We start from the raw sequence: 18,383 nt of genomic DNA, 5'->3' as shown, positions 1-18,383 counted from the left end.
GTCGTACTGCCAGTGTACGAAGGATGGCTGCAAGAGAGAGACCCCAGTTCAAGAACTGGATCATGGTCGATGTCCGCACTGCAAGTCCGAAGTCGTGTATGTGCCGCCTAATCCCGTCCTTCGAAGAGTGGCGTTTGTTGTTCCCAAGTGCATCCTTAGAGTCGAGCATCCGGACTATCAGCGGCCCATGGACATGGTTTCAATCATCCAGCTCGGACTGATTCCCGATGCAGTCCTTGCAGCCATCAATGGCATAAACAGGGAGATCTTCTCAAACATAGTGTACATTCCTGAGCATGCAATCTACGAGTTCAGAGACTGCGACGACATCTTCGAGACCCGCTCAGTATGGAGGCGGGATGGCAACCACCTCTACATGGCGACCTCTATGGCCGACTCCCTTGGCCTCTTCAGCGAGGCGATTCCACATATGGAGGGCCGGACACTGCTGCGTGACTTGACGGAGGGTATTGAGAAGGGTTTCGACTTTCATGAGATACTGCCGAAGACAGTAGTTCGCGAGTGGCTTCGGAGTGACTGGTACAGTCTTGAAGACCTAGGAGAGCGGGAGGGATTGCAGAGTTATGCGGGTGTTCTGAAGCTCTCACAAGCGGAGGTTGACATGCTGTGCCCCCGACCCGTGACCACTTCAGAGGGACAAGGCAGCGCTGACGAGAGCAAGAAGCAGCATGGCCTATTCAGGCGTCTCTTTAGGAGTGAGCAAGAGGAGGCGGAGTAGTCTGTGGAGTCAATAGACCCGGAGATGAGCATACTCAGCGAGCTCAGGAGCAAGTTCGAGCATCCTGCACAGCACATAGAACACATCCGGACCACCAACGAGACGATACTGCAGAGGGACGTTCGCCAGCACGGCAGTGCCATCAAGGCTGCAATCCCCACGGCATCTGAAGAAGACTGCCTTCTCTTGGCAGCCTCGTTCAGATACCTGACTGTCAACGGTCTTCTCCCCGAAGACTATGCTCTTGATGACTACGCCTCTGATGTGTCTCTTGTCGCAGGTCACGCCGGCGGTAAGGCGAGCCGAGATGGCTTCGTAGGGCTACTGGAACTTCTCGTAAGACTCCTAGTGGAGTCCATCTCAGCCAGCTTCGAAGTGCTTGTCACGACCATCGACGAGAAGAGCTCGAAGAGCCCCGACCGCACTGTCCAAGCTGTCGTAATGTACAAGCATTACGTGAAGTCTGCTGAGAGAATCGGGCGCATGATATCCGGAGACCCGGAGACAGTAGATGTACGTCTTGTTGGAGCCATACTTCTTCACGGTCTCATGATGATGCGCAGAATCAAGCGAAGGCAAGTCCCGCTGTGGAGTCTGTCGCGACTCTACCACGACGTGACAGAGAAGTATCCACTCACCAACGGCACGGACCTGTACTGGGACCTCCTCCGTGTCGTCGTCCTCAGTCCACACTTCGACGAGATTGTCGAGCTGGGACGCAAGACGATTGACGCCAGACTCGAGGCACTGGAGAGAGAGAAGAAGGCCGGCAGAGTGTCCACATTCCGTGTGACTCGCTCCACAGTGGATGACCATGGCATATCAACTGCAGGAGAGTCTGTCCTCTATGAGGTGTTCCGCAGAGATGGCGAGCTGTCTGCTGAGAAGACTGCAAAGCTTGAGAGGATGTTGGACGCCAGTCTTCGCCAGGCGGCAAACAAGAAGTACGGCAAGCAGGACCTTGCCGACCCCGAACTCATCATTGATCTTGCTGCCAACATGCTGTCAGGAATGATACGGCAGTTCGAGATGATCGCATTTGGTGTGATTCCCCCAACCCGTCATCAGGAGTTCCTGACCGACCCCCGGAAGTTTGTGACCGAGAACCAGTCCGAGGTCTCCCTATGGGTGCGGAAAAGGCTTCAGGTCCTCTCCGGGGGTGCGGTCACAACTCGGAGCATGGCAAGTGCCTTTGTGAAGTTGATTCAGGTTGCTGCAACAACTGGGCGGAGCGAACTTGCGAGAAGATAGATGCTTGGCAGAGGTACTATCGCGACAGTTCGAGTTCGGTAGTTCGAAGGCGGTCTTTCAGATGGCTGCATGGTCTGGCCTGCGTCAATCAGTCCATCACGGTGTTCATTCTCCGCCATTCAGCACCAACCGGCCTTGCGCAATCACGTCATGCTTGTGGATACTCTCTAGGGAGATTGCCTCTGCACACATATCCAGATTCCTGCCAGACAGAGTCTCCTTTGCGTTCTGAAGGATGTTCCTGCAGACGTCCTCGACAAACACGGGATTGTCGTGCATCTCCCTTGTCACGTAGACCTCGTCCTCCAACTTGAGAAGGGAGTAGGTTCTACTGGAGAAGGACCGTTCAATGATATCGATCATGGTACCGTAAGTCGGGATGTCGGGGGTAGTACCCGTCACCTTCAGTCTTCCCACTGCACGCTGCATGTGTGTCAGGCCACCATTGTTGGCAGCGCAGTGCGGGCATACCGTGTTGCCGATCACACTGAGTTCGACGGAGTGAGTTGTAGGCTGGCCGTCCTCCATCAGTGTTGATGCGGTTATGTCACAGACCTCCCAAGTCCTCTTCTTGGAGACAGGGGTCTTGCTCGCATAGCCAAACTCGAAATCGAACTTCACCTCACCGCGTTTGAAGGGATGCTTCTTGTGCAACGCTTGAAGAATGTGAATCTGGAGTTCTTCAACTGATGAGTGAACGCTGAACTCATCACTCAGGACTTCCGTCATCGACTCCACAAGGCGCGACATGTGAATGCCCTTGACGTCCGCGGGGAGGTCGATGGCAATCTCGACCTTGGGGATGAGATGATGTCTCAGGCCGCTCCGTTCTGTGATGACGAACGTCTTGAGGTTCTTGATTCCAACTCGCCACAGCTGTATTCTGTGTCGTGGCTGTTCATTCTGTGTGTCAAAGACCAAGATTCTCGCCATCAGAAGGCTGCATCGCTGAGGTGCTCGGCGTGAACACCTGCCGCGTGTGGGAGTGCGGACTTCGAGACCTTCGCTTTAACCTTGCGATGAGTCAATCTCTCTCTTCATGTCTTGAAGCAGCCGGTGGACCCTGCTGACTCGCTTACACACACTTCAACGCGGTAGTCTTGCGACAGTGAGAGACTCTGCGCCACGTATTGAGCAAGCAGTTCTGCGGTCGTGGCCTTAATGGGAAGTACTACGCAGTCAACGGATGGAATGACGTATGTCTTGCCGGCAGCAGTGATCACCATTGAGGTGTCTTCTTCCTCGACGCTTATCAATCGAGACTGTCCAGGGAGCAGAAGACGATGGTCCAGATGCCTGCACACTTCGGCCACTTCATCCTGGACCTTTCTGAAGTCGAGGACCATACCCTGTTCATCGAGAGGCCCACTCACGGTCACCTCAACTGAGTAATTGTGGCCGTGAAGGCACTCGCACTCTCCCTCGCTGACTACAAAGTGAGCAGCGCTGAATGTCATCCTTCTGCGCGCTACACGAATACTATGAGGCACGCTTCCTACTCTCCTTTGTTCCTCTCTGTCTTTCAAATGCCTCGACAAGTTCGTCCACTGTTGTCGCTTGGTCCGGCGACTTGTCATCTCTCCATCGACCAGTGAATCGGGGGAATCGTATTGCAAGCCCACCACCGCTCACATGGCCTCTGGCCGCTGGATGTGCGGGGCTCACGGTTATCTCATCCCCCAGCACCTCAATCACTTCAGCAGGCTCGAACCATACATCGGCGTCCATGTCTGACAGGACCTTTGGGTGGCGTGCTGGTATTCTGTGTTTCTCAAGTCTGTCACGAAACTCGGTGAGCATGTCGTCAGTGAACCCGGTTCCAATCTTGCAGACTGTCGGGAAGGTGTCTGTGTCGCTGTCGTACACGGAAGCCAGTATCGCCCCGTAGACCCCAGTACGCTTTCCCCTGCCGTGCATCGCACCCACTACGACAAAGTCAAACGAGTCTGCCATACCCTCCTTGTATGATGCCTTGAGTTTGATCCACAGCCAGCTCCGTGCTCCAGCCTGATATGTCGACTCTTTATGAACGGCCTTGGCTATGACGCCCTCCATCCCCTCACTCAGCGCGGTGTGGAAGATGCTGTCAAGGCGCGCAGGGTCATCTGTAAGCTCGGCCGTTGTCAGTCGTACCGAGTCGCTCTGCTTCACTACCTTCTCCAGCAGTTGTCTTCTCTCAGGCAAGGCCTGCCCTGTCACATCTCGGTCCTCAAGATAGAGAATGTCAAACAGGAACAGAGCCACCGGCACCTGCTTCGACATCTCTGCCACATCGGTCTTTCTTCTTCTCCGCATCAGCTCTTGGAACGGTCTCAGACGCCCCGTCACAGGGTCGATGCCAACGCATTCTCCTTCGATGATGCACCGGTTCGCCACGATTCGTGTCCGCACCATCTCGACGACATCCGGATACTGCGAGGTTATGACCTCTTGGCGTCGTGAGTAGAGGATCACCTTGTCGCCGTCCTTGTGAATCTGCATCCTCTCGCCGTCATACTTGTACTCCACAAGCGCCCTGCCGCCGCTCTTCTCGAGTATCTCCCGGGCATCGGACAGCCTCTTTGCCGCCATCATACCAATCGGTCTACCAACTTCTGCTTTGATGGCGCTGATACCGGAGATTCCTCTCTCTGCAAGTAGTCTCGCCACCTCTGCCAAGTCACTGCAGACGTTGAATGCTCTCTCTATCTCATCTCTTGATGACTTGCCGTCAGCAAATGCGGATGCCAGTGCGTCGATTATGCTCATGTGGCCAAGTCCTAGTCTGAGGTCGCCGGTAATCGTCCTGATTACATATCTTGCTTCTGTTGGGCTCAGGTCAGTCAGCAGGCCCACAAGCCTCGTCACTTTCTCCTTTGCGCTCTTCTGACCTAATGCCTGTGAGACGTGTTCTAGGGCCGAGTATACATGTGACACCGTTGGGTCCTCACTCATCAGCGTGCCCTGAGCGCTTTGGCCTAACAGCTCTTCCGCAGTGAGTCCTATGTCCCCAGTCTTGGTCAAGACCTGGAGTACTCTGCTCTCCGGGACCGATGCCGCTGCAGCCACAACCTGAATGGCTATCCGCTCTGCGACTCCAATCTCTGGCTGTTCTCTCCAGTCTGGGTGCAGTTTTCCCAGCGTCAGTGCGACAATCTGTCCCACTTCAGAGGGATTGGCCTCCTTAAGCACTTGCGAGAAGATTCGTATCTTTTCATGCAGTCCCGAAATCGACTCTATCTCTGCGTAGGATTCAGCAAGTCTCTTGTAGTACACGACGACCACTCACACCGCTACAAGTCCGGAGTCGACACCACAGGCTTTATAAACGTCGCCAGGGCGACTGCCGAGCAGCACTCGTTATGGTGACAGGCATTTGGGCAGGATACGACCAGGTTATGTAAAGAATGCGGCCAAAGTCTTGCTGCAGAACTATCCAGATGAGTTCACAACGGACTTTGAGACCAACAAGAGACTGGTCCAACAGTACACAGATGTGACCAGCAAGGCGGTGCGCAACCGGCTGGCTGGTTACTTGGTCCAGCTCATCAAGATTGCAAAGGTCCGCGAGGCGTATGCGGCATCTGGAGCCGAAGAGCCCATGGACATGGAGATGTAGCACACACTACAGGTCCTCTGTACACTCCTTCTTGTTTCGGTGCTAGGACTTTGTGCAGGGCTCCCCTGCGTCTTGAGGAGCCCCGCATCATGGACTAGAGTCTGAGTTGTTTCTTCTCCATTGTCAGCTCTCTTGCCTCTGACATGGCTTCGTCGTAGATGTCAATTGGGAACCTGTTGTGCAGCGGCGATATCCTTGTGCCTAGAGCGACAGCGCCATAGAATCTGCGCGACAGCCACCCTATGCCTCGCATCTTCACCATATTCGAAGCTCGCTTGAACTCCTCCAGCGTGCGAGTGTCCCATGTGCCGGTCAACCCGCTGACGAATGCGAAGATGTAGAGCGACGGGAGTGTTCCTAGGAAGAACAGCGCGGCAGAGAGCAAGATGTCCGGTGTCCATATCGCTCTCGCGATGGCCTCGAGCACGATGTAGTTGACCACTCCAGCGAGTGCAGGCCCGACATAGCTTTGCCAGGTGTAGAGTTTGGGAGCCGATATGGTTCGTCTGATCAGGACCCAAGCCGCTATGTCCTTGATGAACAGCCCAACGCAGTATCCCACGATGATTCCTGGCATACCACCAAGGTAGATTCCGAACACCACCGGCTCGTAGACCACGAACATGGTCATTGCGACTGCTCTGATTGACTGTTCAAGCACCCAGACGGCAGCAGCAAGCCCGGTCCTGTCTGCTCCTGCGAACATCCAGTCTCCAAGCCATGACCAGAACCCGAGGACTTGGAATATTAGGAAGAACTGAAGTAGATGTGCCGCATAGGCCCACTCAGTCCCTGCCGCTCCTAGGATGGCGCGAGCTCCAACTGCTGCAAGTGACGATATGAGCCAGAACACGAAGAATGCGCCGTACTTCAGTCCCTGCGCGGTGTAGAGCTGCGTGAGCTTCTTCTTTGCGTGCGAGTATGCCTCGGAGATACCACCCAGCATACTCTCCATGAAGAGACCGACGACACTCACCATTATGGCCAGGTCCCACGCGAGCTGGTACTGCCCCTGCAGTGCAGACCAGTTGAGGAGATTGGTACTGATGAGCAGCATCTGGTAGAACCACACGACTGGCACAGTGGCCGCTCCGACTGTCCACTTCGTGCCGAACTTCAGTGCCCTCTTCATCTGCTCTCGGCCAAAGTCGACACGGAACAGAGTGCTGATCTTGAAACCGAGTCCTCTGAAGAGGAATAGCGACAGAGCGAAGACGAACCACTCCGAGACGTACGACCCAATGGCCTGGCCGATAGCCCCGCCTAATGCCTCCCCGAAGATGGGGTTCTGAGAGCCCCACCACCTGAAGAGAATGATAAGCGTGTATGGTCCCAGAGTGTCAAAGACGATGTACTTGAGTACCGTGAGGACCTGATGGTAGTCAATCCGATTCATCCCACGGAATACGTGGACGAGCAGCAGGGTGAATCCTGGGAACTGAAACAGCGAGTGTGCTATGAAGACATATGAGAGATGAGCCAGATAGGTGTGCGGGAAGATGATAGACCCCAAGAAGGCTACAATGGTGATCTGAACGACACCAGTGATGCACTGGAACCAGACAAAGATCTGAGCGTACTTCACGGCCTCTTCAGGCTTCGATACTCTGTACTCTGCAAAGTACTTTGCAAGGGCGACACTGGTGCCCAGGTCAAACAGAGTCCAGAGACCCAGGAAGAGGTTCACGCTGAATGAGAACCAGCCTGCCGCTTGAGGGAACGGCATGATGAACCTCGGGTAGATCATGATGGCCATTACGGTCCTTGGGATGACCAGAAGCAGGGTCAGGAAGAGCTGTATCAGGAAACCGCCAAGCTGACGGTGCATACCAATCTCCTCCCAGTCGGATATCTTCTCCTCCACCTTCACAAGCAGCTCAGCACGTTCAATCTCTGTGAGGACTTCAGTCTCCCTGCGCGACTTTCTTCTCATGGACACGAAGGAGTATGCAGTGACTGCCCCAATGACACCGACTATTATGCCAATGACTGTCTGTTGTTCAAGATGAGGGACTGGCGCGTAGACCCACTCTGCGTACGTGTTGGGGGTCTCGCCTGCCAGATAGAAGCTTGAGACATAGAGGAAGTAGTTGAAGTAGGGCCAGAGTATGAGTTCATAGTTTCTCTGTGCCGCGTCCGTCGGTCCATCAGTAGTGAGCCATGGTGTGTACACCATTATGTGGCCCAGACCGTATTGCTTGTCCACAAGGAGAGGTGCGCCGCCAGTACCAAATCCTGTGTCGTTTGCCAAAACCGTGATGGTGGTTGAATTCAGGGCGGGGAGAGCGGTCATCTTTTCCACTGGGGGTGCAGAGGTCCAGTCAAAGCCAACAAGCGGATGGCCTGTCTGCATTGGACGTGTGACAACGCTAACCCCATCTGGACTTGCAGTCAGCGCGCTGGAGCTGGTCACTCCGAGTTCCACAAGTCCGGTGGGGTCTGCAGTCATGTTTGGTCCGAGGAGAATCATCACTCCCTTGCCTGCCACTAGGAATGCCTGAAGAGCCGGCAAGTCCGAAAGCGCAATTGGCGTGTCTATGATCACCAGCATATCTGTTGATGAAGACGCCAGAGCAAGAGCTATGCTTGCGAACTCAGTCACGTCAAGCGACGAACGATCGATTCTCAGAGACGTCCTGACTGCCGGTGCCAGATCTCCTCCCACGAGACCAACACCAACAGTCACTGAGACCTGCTGGCTAGACATCGGGTCCCACATCAGGAGCCCTGCCACGGCTGTGGGTAGAAGCATGAAAGATAGGATAATAGCCACCATTGGAGACTTGAATCGTTTGGTCATTGATGCGCCTCTCCAGCAATCCCGGTCATTCGCAAGCCGTCTAATATCAGTAGTGGTGAACTGCGCGATACGAGCGCGCAATGTGATCGGCCGATGATTCGTGTTCCGCACGAGGGGGATGTTGACTCCTCGCCGCTCTGCTTCAGAGGACTGCCCCCCACCTCTCTACTCTCACACCATGGACTCTCATGCAGAGTTGGGCCAGAGGTCAGGCTACTCAATGGAGACGGCAGTGGGGTCGCCCATCTGACTCGGCTGAGAGTGTGTTCCATCAGTCTAGGTTTGTTCGGTGCACGCTATGCGAGCGCGGTACATGATGCGTCTGGCGCCATCTTCTTGGCTGGCAGCCGCAGCAGACGAACAGTATCTCTGCTTCATGCAGCGGCTGTCGGAGCGTGGGTCCGGGAGGCTGGGCTGAACATGGAACAAGTCTTAAGCGTTGCCGACGCCCAGTGTGTTTCATGGAGCCCCGGCGAAGTCTGTTGGTGCAGGGCGACTGCCTAGACGTGATGAGAGCGTTGGAGGACCGGCTTTGTCAGAGCCTGCGAATGATATACATAGACCCTCCCTTCTTCTCCGGAACCGACTACACACTCAAGAAGAAGGGGAGCGGCAGTCAGACAGCCGCGCCGTCTCTTGAAGACATTCGTACTTACAGCGACAAGTGGACTGGTGGCCTTCAGGGCTACCTCGACTACTTTCGACCTCGTCTCTTGATGATGCGCAGTCTACTTCGTCCCGACGGATGCATCTGGGTGCACCTTGACTGGCACATCTGCCACTACATGAAAGTCCTGCTTGACGAGACCTTTGGTTATGGCTGTTTTGTCAACGAGATCATCTGGAAGCGAACGAACAGCCCTAAGGGTCAAAGCAACGCCTTTGGAAGCCAACACGATGTCATACTCCTCTACGCAAGAGACCGACGCAAGTTCGTTCTGAGACCTGTCTTCAGAGACCATGACGAACGCTCCCTTGTCCCCTACTCATACAGGGATGAACGAGGTCTCTTCAGACTCATTGAGATTGAGGCGCAGGGCATTCAGAGGTCTCAGGACCGCAGGCAGTTCGAATGGAGAGGTCGTACTGCACCGTATCTCTACAGTGCACAGACGCTGGACAGATGGGCGGATGAAGGGCTGATCTATCGAAGCCGTAATGGGAGATACTCGAAGAAACAGTACCTGTCTGATAGTGATGGCGTACCCGTCTCAGACCTCTGGATGGATATCCCTCCGTTACAGGGCTCTTCATCCGAGTACCTTGGCTTTGTCACTCAGAAGCCCGAGCCGCTCCTGTCAAGGATGATTTCGTGCGCCACGGACGAGGGGGACTTGGTAGCAGACTTCTTCTGCGGCTCGGGAACCACTGCTGTTGTGGCAGAACGACTGCATCGACGCTGGATTGCCTGCGACATATCCGAGACCGCAATTGAGCTGACAGTACGACGCCTGCGCGAGTTTGCAAGATGCGAATACGCACTTGAACGAATCAACGAACGATCCCAGTCGGATGATACTAGGGATGACCTCTCGTCATACAGTCAGGTCGACTCTGTGCGACCAACCAGATGACCTTCTGTGACTCCCATCGCGCTTCGTTCACGGTGAGGTACCCTGCTCTTTGAGTCTTCTTATGGCCCCGCCCGGTGCTACTCCCTTGGGACATGCTCTGACGCAGTTCATTACAAGGTTGCAGAGTGGTGTCCCGTTTGCTGCAGAGGCCGCCGTCAGATACCTCCCTCTCTCAGTCAGTCTTGAGTCCTCATAGAACCTCCATGCCTTTGCGAGAGCTGCAGGTCCCACGTAGTCCGGCCTCTCCGCATTCACAGGACAGGAGCCATAGCAGATGGCACACATTATGCAGTTCACATATCTGTCAATCCTCTGTCTGTCAGCAGGGCTCTGCTCTCGGGGTCCTTCTCCCTCTGTGGGCTCTGTCCACAGCATCAGCTCTTCCAGTGCGCTGTAGAACCTCGACATATCGACCACCAGGTCTTTCATCACAGGAAGATTGGGAAGTGGTTCGATGAGTACCTCCTTGTCGGGTCTCCATCCTCTCGGACGATACTCCAGAGCTGTGAACTGTTTGAGCTTCAGGCTTGCGGCCGGCAGCGCACTGACTTGAGTCCTGCATGCAAGCCTAGGCTCCTTGTTCACAAGCAGCGCACAGCTGCCGCATACTGCACCTCGGCACGAGTACCTGAACGCGAGGGAGGGGTCCATCTTGTCCTGGATCTGGAAGAGAGCATCGAGCACAGTCATGCCGCGTGTGACCTCAACCTTGTACAAGTCGAAATGGGTGATGTTGCCACCATCTCTACTTCTAGCTACTCGGAACAGCATCAGTAGGTCCTCTCCTTGACTTCAAACATACCCAGATGGACATCGGCATAGTGTAGCTTCAGCCCATCTCTCGCGAGTGTTACGACAGTGTGCTTGAGAAACCTCGAGTCGTCACGTCTGGGGTAGTCAACTCGCCAGTGGGCTCCTCGGCTCTCCTCTCTTGCCAGAGCTCCCATGATGATTGGCTCTGCAAGGTCCAGCATGTTCTGCAGTTCTAGCGCTCTGACCATTGCGTAATTGTATCTCTTGTCACTTCGGCCCAAGTCAATCTTCTTGAACTGCTGTCTGAGGTCCCTCACCCTTGTCAACGCCTTTTCGAGGGACTCTCTGCTTCTGAAGACACCCACGTTCGTGTCCATTGTTCTGTTCAGTTCCTCTCTGATTGCAGCAGGAAGATAGTCCGTCCCGCTCATGAGCATGGCTTGGAGCTCGTGTCTTACTCTGAAAGCCTCTTCTTCCATGTCCTGATCGGCCGGGTCTCCTGTCCGCTTGATGTAGTCCAGTACAGCCTTGCCTACGACACGACCGAAGACAAGAGTCTCGACCAGTGAGTTGCCCCCTAGGCGGTTAGCACCATGAAGACTCATGCAAGCTGCCTCCCCCACTGCGTATAGACCCGGGAGAGAGGTCTCACCGTTCTTGTTGCAGTCGATGCCGCCCATCGAGTAGTGCTGTCCGGGCACAACAGGTATTGGCTCCTCTATCGGGTCCACCCCTGCAAACTCCATGCAGATCTCCCTGATGCCGGGCAGTCGCTCCAGTATTCTGTCGCGACCGAGATGACGCAGGTCCAAGTGGACATAACCTCCTTCAAAGCCTCTCCCCTCGTCAATCTCCCTGCGGATGGCTCTGGCCACGATGTCCCTGGGTGCCAGCTCCATCTTCTCTGGAGCATACCTGCTCATGAACCGTTCTCCATCCCTGTTGAACAGCAGCCCTCCCTCGCCGCGTGCACCCTCGGTGATGAGTATGTTCGAACCGAATAGCGTGGTGGGGTGGAACTGAACAAACTCCATGTCCTTCAGTCCCACTCCCGCCCTGAGAGCAAGGGCACACCCGTCGCCCGTGTTTATCAGAGCGTTGGTGGAGTTGCCATAGATACGTCCGAAGCCCCCGGTTGCTATCACCACTGCCTTTGCTGAGATGCCGTGGACCTCTCCTGTGGCAATGTTCAACGCCGTCAGCCCCCGGACTCTGTCTGGACCCCTCACAATGGATGTCGCGAACCACTCGTTATAGAACTTGACCCCCAGTCGGAGTGCCTGCTCAAACGTGGTATGCAGGAGATTGTGACCAGTCCTGTCCGCCGCGTAGCATGTCCGAGGATACATCGCGCCTCCAAATGGTCTCTGTGCGATTCTGCCGTCTTCTGTCCTGGAGAACGCAGTACCCCACCTCTCGTTCTCGATGACTGCCATCGGAGCCAGCTTGGCCAGAATCTCCACGACGTCTTGGTCGGCAAGGTAGTCAGAGCCCTTCACAGTGTCGAAGGCGTGATCCTGCCAGGAGTCGCTCTCACTGAGAGCCGCGTTCACGCCGCCCTGAGCAGCCACCGAGTGAGAGCGCAGCGGATGAACCTTTGACAGGACGGCAGTGTCACAGTTCTCGGCCAGTTCGATGGCTGTTCTGAGACCGGCCAGTCCGGCTCCGACAATCACCACTTCGTGTCTTAGGGTCATGAACCTCGCACTCCCAGAGCGAAAGACAGAGATGCTCTTATCCGACCTCTCTTCATATATGTCCGTTTTGTGGCTGTACTATTCGCACTCTACACCATCTTCGACGGGTCGAGAAGCTCATCGAGGTCTTGATCTATCATTATGCCCATCTCCATGACTGTCTGTTTGATACTTCGGCCTGACTCCTGTGCTGCCCTTGCAACTTCAGCTGCTCGGTCGTAGCCTATCAGCGGAGCCAGTCTCGTGACAACCATTAGGCCCTCTTGCAGCTGTCTGCTAATCCGGTCCGTATTCGGCCTGATGCCTTCGAGGCAATGGGTCACGAACGACTCTATGCCACTGGACATCAATCTGATGGACTCGAGTATGACTGATGCCATCAGCGGCTTTGTGACGTTCAGGTCGAGCACACTGCCGAATCCCTCCGCGAGCGCAATGGTCTCATCGTTACCGATTACCCTCAGGCAGACTTGAATCAGTGACTCAGACTGAGTCGGGTTTACCTTCCCGGGCATGATAGATGACCCCGGTTCATTTGCTGGCAATATCAGTTCTCCAAGCCCTGCTCGTGGGCCGCTGGCCATCCATCTTATGTCATTGGCCATCTTCATGCATGCAAGGGCAAGTGTTCTGAGGCTAGCACTGAGTCTCACAATTGCCGCATGCGATGCAATGCCTTCTGCCTTGACCGGACTGGACCTGATGGGCATCCTGGTAAGCTTGGATAGGTGGTACACAACATCCGCAGCGAACCCCTCTCGTGCGTTAATCCCTGTGCCTACAGCTGTTCCGCCTATAGGCACCACCGAGAGGTCCTCTCTGTCCTCCTGCAGTTGGCTCAGGCTCGACATGACTTGGCTGCGGTAGACTGAGAACTCGGTCGACAGCGGAATTGGCACTGCATCCTGAAGATGAGTGCGACCGATCTTCACCACCCCTCTGAACTCCTTCACCTTGGAGTCCAACACCTGCATCAGTCTCTCAAGGGCAGGGAAGAGGTCCGTGTTGAGCATCTCCAGCACTGCCAGGTGCATTGCTGTGGGTATGACATCGTTTGAAGACTGACCCATGTTCACATGGTCATTTGGATGAACGGGTGCCTTCTGCCCTCTCGGATGACCCAGTATCTCATTGGCTCTGTTGGCAAGAACCTCATTCATGTTCATGTTGGTCTGGGTGCCCGACCCCGCCTGATAGACGTCGACCGGAAACTGGTCGAGATGCTTTCTCTCCACGAGGATCTCGTCGACTGCCTTCAACACCGCATCGGCAAGCTGCTTGTCAATCGCCCCACTGCTCGCATTTGCCAGCAGACATGCCTTCTTCACCATGGCGAGGGCCAAGATGAACTCCTCTGGCAGAGTAGACCCACTTATCCTGAAACTCCTTATCGCTCTCTGGGTGTTGACACCCCAGTAGGCCTCTGCCGGTACCTCGACTTCACCTAGGGCGTCTCTTTCCTTTCTCATGGCCTTCTTCAATTGTATCTCTTCCTAATAGCTGCAGAAGTATCCCATCGGTTGCTCATAACACTTCGGAAGGTATACGTTAGCAGGCTCCAGGCGATGTCCTGATACTGCCCACGTCTCTCATGAAGTGGGGACTGCTGGCTCCCGGCGATTCGAGTCTAAATGTTTTTGTTGCTTGGCTAGCAGTTCATCCACGGTAGTGTTTCATGCGAGTGAGTGGTATCTGTCCCAAGTGCAGAGGCACCGACATTCGCGGTCCTCATGGAGTACTCTGTGAATGCAGTCTACGTGTAGACCTTCCCGGTGTGTTAACAGCGACACTTGAGTCGTTTACGTGCGCGTCATGCGGATACACCGAGCTCTATGCGGACAACCTCGGTCTTCAGAACCTCCGCAGCAAAGGCCGGCCCCTGAATGTCGTTGCCACTCCGTTACCCGTTGTCTGTCCGGTCTGCGAGACGGAACTGAAGCCAGGCCAGAAGAGGTGCCCCCGTTGCGGTTACAGCGTGGCTCAGTGATCACCGACGCCAAAGGCGTCTGTTGCAGAACTCAGGAGCGACTTGTGAGAGGCACGCCTTCTCACCGCACACCAGCTCCAGTGCATCTGCCCGCTCCCCCTGAGCAGTCGGCCCAGAACTGACTGCAGAGCTGACCTCACGAACCTGTTGCGACGATGCGAGCACTATCATCCACAGCGAGCCTTCTGAGTTGGGTGCAGGACGAAAGAGGACTGAGGTCTATACTCCTCAGGCTGTTGTAGGAGAGGTAGAGCTCTAGAAGTTGTGTGCAGGATGAGAGAGGACTGAGGTCTATGCTCTTCAGACTGTTATAGGAGAGGTAGAGCCTCTGTAGTCGGGAGCAGGATGAGAGAGCACTGAGATCTATGTTCTTCAGGCTGTTTCTGGAGATGTCGAGCTCTAGGAGTTGGGTGCAGGATGAGAGAGGACTGAGGTCTATACTCCCGATCTCCTCCCCACTGAGGTCCACCAGCGTGTCAGTCTCTGTCACGCATGAGGCCCCACGTTGCCCGTAGCATGTGATGTATGTGAGTCGTCGAGGGATATCAGCGACCTCCCTGATTTGGTCCTTCTGGCTCTGGGCTAGGGGATTCAACAATCGTATTATCCTTTTTCAGCAATAGGGCGTGGACGTCAAACGAAGGTTGACAACCACGTCACACCAAAGGCAAGCTTTTTATGCAGACACCCGAAGTCCATGCACAGTTTTGTGAGTCTCTGAAGGGACTACTCCGACCTGAGAAGGCAGGTAGTCCAAGAGTCACAAAGGGGATAATCAACATGGCACAGTTGTCTGGAACACCCGTCCTGATACTCAAGGAGGGTACATCAAGAACCCGCGGCAAGTCCGCGCAGTCCAACAACATCATGGCTGGAATTGTGATTGCCGATGCGGTGAAGTCCACTCTAGGGCCTCGCGGCATGGACAAGATGCTTGTAGACTCGCTTGGCGATGTCACAATCACGAACGATGGTGCCTCGATTCTGAAGGAGATCGATGTTCAGCACCCGGCAGCCAAGATGCTTGTTGAGGTAGCCAAGAGCCAGGACCAGGAGACCGGCGATGGAACTACTACTTCAGTGGTCATTGCTGGAGAACTCCTCAAGCGAGCTCAGGAGCTCCTGGACAAGAAGATTCATCCAACCATCGTAGTCAGTGGATACCAGAGGGCGTCCGAAGAGGCAACCCGTGTCCTCAGAGAGCTGTCGCTGAAGACGACTAGCGCTGACAAGAAGACACTGTTGTCAATTGCCCTCACTTCGATGAACTCAAAGTCGATCCTTGCTGCCAAGGATCACTTTGCTCAGATGGCTGTGGACGCCATCCTCCAGGTAGTTGAAGAGGTTGGTGGAAAGACAAAGGCCGACATCGAAATGATTGAGGTCATCAAGAAGCAGGGTAAGAGCCTGAGTGAGAGCGAACTGATCCGCGGCATGGTAGTTGACAAGGAAATCGTGCACGCATCAATGCCGAGGCGAGTTCAAGGTGCAAAGATTGCGCTCATCAATGCGGCAATCGAGGTTGAGAAGACCGAGTTCGACGCCGAGATAAAGATTGACCGACCGGAGCAGATTCAGGCGTTCCTTGACCAAGAGGAACAGATGCTCAAGGCGATGGTCGACAAGATAGCTGCTTCCGGTGCGAATGTCGTCATCTGCCAGAAGGGCATTGACGATGTGGCACAGCACTATCTTGCAAAGGCTGGCATTGTTGCTGTCCGAAGGGCCAAGAAGAGCACGCTGGACAAGCTCGCGAGAGCGACTGGCGGCAAGGTCGCTAGCAGCCTCGACGAACTGACAGCAGACTACTTGGGTCAAGCAGGGCTTGTTGAGGAAGTCAAGATTGGCGAAGACAAGCTTGTATACGTCAGAGAGTGCAAGGACCCGAAGGCCGTTTCAATTGTCATCCGTGGAGGTACCGAGCACGTGGTCGACGAGGCTGAGCGTGCACTTCACGATGCACTATGCGTTGTGAGGAACGTAGTTGAGGACGGCACTTACGTTGCAGGCGGTGGGTCCATCGAGGCCGAGCTTGCAAGGCGTCTTGACCAGTATGCCAGCACCGTAGGCGGTCGTGAGATGCTTGCAATAGAGGCATTTGCAGAGGCTCTTCGGATCGTACCCAAGACACTCGCTGAGAACGGTGGTCACGATCCGATTGACATCATGACTGCAATGAACAAGGAGCATGCGAAGGAGACTGGACTCTGGTATGGCGTTGATGTCTACGAGGGAAAGGTCGTTGACATGCTTCGAGCCGGCGTAGTCGAGCCGTCGAGAGTGAAGCACCAGGCCATTCGGTCTGCGGCTGAAGCGGCCCAGATGCTGCTCCGAATCGACGATGTCATCGCCGCGAAGGCATCCTCGCCAACTCCACCTGGCGGAGAAGGTGGTCCTGGTGGTCCAGGCGGCATGGGCGGCATGGGCGGCATGGGCGGCATGATGTAACCCTTAGAGCACTACACAAGGAGCCCTCTGGGCTCCTTCTAACTTCTTTTTGAATGGAGCGCCCCCTCCTTGGCAACTCGTATCCTGATCACTGGCATCTTGCCCTTTGACTCAGGGAAGACTTCACTAGCGCGACAGCTTGTTCAGGGATTCGTGGACTCGGGCGTGAGAACTGAGTACTTCAAGCCGACAAGCGGTCACAACTACTGGTATCGAAGTGAACACACGGCCAAGTGTGTCGATGAAGGCCTTCTCTATTCCTTCGATCTCAGGAGGCTAGTTGAGCTTCTCCCCTCTGGTGTCCCCGTCCAGCTCCGGAATCCCGTTCACAGTCTCTTTTGCCCCGCGGTGCTTGACGACAGGACTCGAGCCCCTGTGACAACCCTTGGGTTAGCTGGGTGGGAGTCGCACCTTGTGATGCAGCGTTTCACTCGTCCCCGAACGATGGGACATGAAGACACGGTCTTGGTCGCAGAGAGACTCGTCAGGGAAGGTCTGGTGCTCATCTCCGAGAGAGAGGTCGCTCAACTTGTGGGAGATGCCGCCAGAGTGAGCGTGGAATCACTTGACGACTGTCTTGGATTCGAGCAGGTACATCTTGAGGAGTGCGTGAGCGAGTGCTTTGCGTTCCTTGAGAAACGCGCTGACACCATTGTCGTAGAGTCCTTCAACGATTCAGTCTGGCCATGGAGTGGTCTATCCTCAGTGGACATGGTGCTGTCTGTCGGCCCAGGTCAGCTCTTTCACTACTCGGCCGCCAAGGTGAGAGCTGCAGCCGACTTGTACACAAGGGAGGGCCACAGCACGCGGGAGGTCACCTTCTCCAGAGTCTCTGATCTCATCCGTCCTGTCAAGAGATACAGGCTCTACACAGGGACGGGTCTCAGTCCGCAAGACCTTCGACAACTCACAGGAAAAGATGATTAAGCGCTTCGCAGGGAGTTCTGTGGCTGTCCAGCGGTGACAAGAATCATGACTGAGGACCTTGACTGGGATCTTGTGGTGATTGGCGGAGGACCAGCAGGAATGACTGCGGCTATCTACGGAGCAAGATACGGACTGAAGACACTCCTACTCGAAGCCCGAGTCCTTGGTGGTGCACAGGCGACGAGCCCCGGAATCGAGAACTACCCCGGCTTTGAATGGATTGGAGGCCTTGATCTTGCCGAGAAGATGAAATCGCAGGTTAAGAAATGTGGAGCCGCCATACGGGAGATCACCGAGGTCAAGAGAATCCAGAAGCGTGCTGAGGATGGGCACTTCATACTCGAGACAAGACGAGGAGCCTATCAAGCAAAAGCAATTGTGATTGCGACGGGCGGTGGACATCGCAAGCTGGAAGTCCCCGGCGAAGACCTGCTCACCGGCAGGGGCGTGTCGTACTGCGCGACTTGCGACGGTCCTCTGTTTCGGAACAAGACTGTTGCTGTCGTGGGTGGTGGCAACACCGCGGTCACTGAGGCACTCTATCTCTCGGAGCTGTGTCAGAAGGTCTATCTGATTCATCGCAGGGACGAGCTGAGGGCGGAGAAGGCC

At 55.1% G+C, this 18,383-nt stretch carries 15 protein-coding genes; 7 read left to right on the top strand and 8 right to left on the bottom strand.

The features are described from left to right. Both HXY34_06450 and HXY34_06445 read left to right on the top strand, forming a co-directional pair. Nucleotides 1–739: hypothetical protein (locus HXY34_06450; GenBank protein NWF95765.1), on the top strand; the 739-nt coding region annotated here is incomplete at its 5' end. Between the two features lie 3 nt (nt 740–742). Then, nucleotides 743–1,990, top strand: a complete 1,248-nt coding sequence (locus HXY34_06445; GenBank protein NWF95764.1) for a hypothetical protein — start codon at nt 743–745, stop codon at nt 1,988–1,990. Between the two features lie 105 nt (nt 1,991–2,095). Here the strand turns inward: HXY34_06445 and HXY34_06440 are convergent, their stop codons facing one another. The 3 genes from HXY34_06440 to HXY34_06430 form a co-directional block, all read right to left on the bottom strand. Then, nucleotides 2,096–2,911 (bottom strand): GTP cyclohydrolase I FolE2, encoded by an 816-nt coding sequence (locus HXY34_06440; protein ID NWF95763.1) that lies wholly within the window; start codon nt 2,909–2,911, stop codon nt 2,096–2,098. Between the two features lie 116 nt (nt 2,912–3,027). After that, nucleotides 3,028–3,480, bottom strand: a complete 453-nt coding sequence (locus HXY34_06435; protein NWF95762.1) for a 6-pyruvoyl tetrahydropterin synthase family protein — start codon at nt 3,478–3,480, stop codon at nt 3,028–3,030. Continuing rightward, nucleotides 3,470–5,245, bottom strand: a complete 1,776-nt coding sequence (locus HXY34_06430) for an ATP-dependent DNA ligase (GenBank protein ID NWF95761.1) — start codon at nt 5,243–5,245, stop codon at nt 3,470–3,472. The genes HXY34_06435 and HXY34_06430 overlap by 11 nt, the downstream gene beginning before the upstream one ends. 100 nt (nt 5,246–5,345) lie before the next feature. On the opposite strand from HXY34_06430, the gene HXY34_06425 reads away from it, so the two are divergent. Beyond that, nucleotides 5,346–5,588 carry a 30S ribosomal protein S17e gene (locus HXY34_06425; protein ID NWF95760.1) on the top strand — a complete coding sequence of 81 codons (243 nt, stop codon included), beginning with the start codon at nt 5,346–5,348 and terminating at the stop codon, nt 5,586–5,588. A gap of 94 nt (nt 5,589–5,682) precedes the next feature. On the opposite strand, the gene HXY34_06420 is transcribed toward HXY34_06425, so the two are convergent. Then, nucleotides 5,683–8,388 carry a hypothetical protein gene (locus HXY34_06420; GenBank protein ID NWF95759.1) on the bottom strand — a complete coding sequence of 902 codons (2,706 nt, stop codon included), beginning with the start codon at nt 8,386–8,388 and terminating at the stop codon, nt 5,683–5,685. Between the two features lie 461 nt (nt 8,389–8,849). On the opposite strand from HXY34_06420, the gene HXY34_06415 reads away from it, so the two are divergent. Then, complete coding sequence (locus HXY34_06415; GenBank protein ID NWF95758.1) at nt 8,850–9,962, top strand: site-specific DNA-methyltransferase; 1,113 nt, start codon at nt 8,850–8,852, stop codon at nt 9,960–9,962. 27 nt (nt 9,963–9,989) lie between these two features. Here the strand turns inward: HXY34_06415 and HXY34_06410 are convergent, their stop codons facing one another. The 4 genes from HXY34_06410 to HXY34_06395 form a co-directional block, all read right to left on the bottom strand. Then, nucleotides 9,990–10,733 (bottom strand): succinate dehydrogenase/fumarate reductase iron-sulfur subunit, encoded by a 744-nt coding sequence (locus tag HXY34_06410; protein NWF95757.1) that lies wholly within the window; start codon nt 10,731–10,733, stop codon nt 9,990–9,992. Further along, nucleotides 10,733–12,412 (bottom strand): FAD-dependent oxidoreductase, encoded by a 1,680-nt coding sequence (locus HXY34_06405; protein NWF95756.1) that lies wholly within the window; start codon nt 12,410–12,412, stop codon nt 10,733–10,735. Before HXY34_06405 ends, HXY34_06410 begins: the two co-directional genes overlap by 1 nt. Nucleotides 12,413–12,501: 89 nt before the next feature. Continuing rightward, the gene (locus HXY34_06400; GenBank protein ID NWF95755.1) at nt 12,502–13,881 is read right to left on the bottom strand and encodes a class II fumarate hydratase; all 1,380 of its coding nucleotides are present in this window, start codon (nt 13,879–13,881) and stop codon (nt 12,502–12,504) included. 654 nt (nt 13,882–14,535) lie between these two features. Continuing rightward, nucleotides 14,536–14,994, bottom strand: a complete 459-nt coding sequence (locus HXY34_06395; protein ID NWF95754.1) for a leucine-rich repeat domain-containing protein — start codon at nt 14,992–14,994, stop codon at nt 14,536–14,538. Between the two features lie 185 nt (nt 14,995–15,179). On the opposite strand from HXY34_06395, the gene HXY34_06390 reads away from it, so the two are divergent. The 3 genes from HXY34_06390 to HXY34_06380 form a co-directional block, all read left to right on the top strand. Further along, nucleotides 15,180–16,847, top strand: coding sequence for a thermosome subunit (locus HXY34_06390; GenBank protein NWF95753.1), 1,668 nt, complete (start codon nt 15,180–15,182; stop codon nt 16,845–16,847). 69 nt (nt 16,848–16,916) lie between these two features. Beyond that, nucleotides 16,917–17,774, top strand: a complete 858-nt coding sequence (locus tag HXY34_06385; protein NWF95752.1) for a hypothetical protein — start codon at nt 16,917–16,919, stop codon at nt 17,772–17,774. A 45-nt stretch (nt 17,775–17,819) separates the two neighbouring features. Further along, a partial coding sequence (locus tag HXY34_06380) for an FAD-dependent oxidoreductase (protein ID NWF95751.1) occupies nt 17,820–18,383 on the top strand: 564 nt, incomplete at its 3' end.

It is taken from the genome of Candidatus Thorarchaeota archaeon (genome assembly GCA_013388835.1).
Taxonomy (GTDB): domain Archaea; phylum Asgardarchaeota; class Thorarchaeia; order Thorarchaeales; family Thorarchaeaceae; genus JACAEL01.
This window is presented reverse-complemented; position numbering and strand designations above follow the sequence as displayed.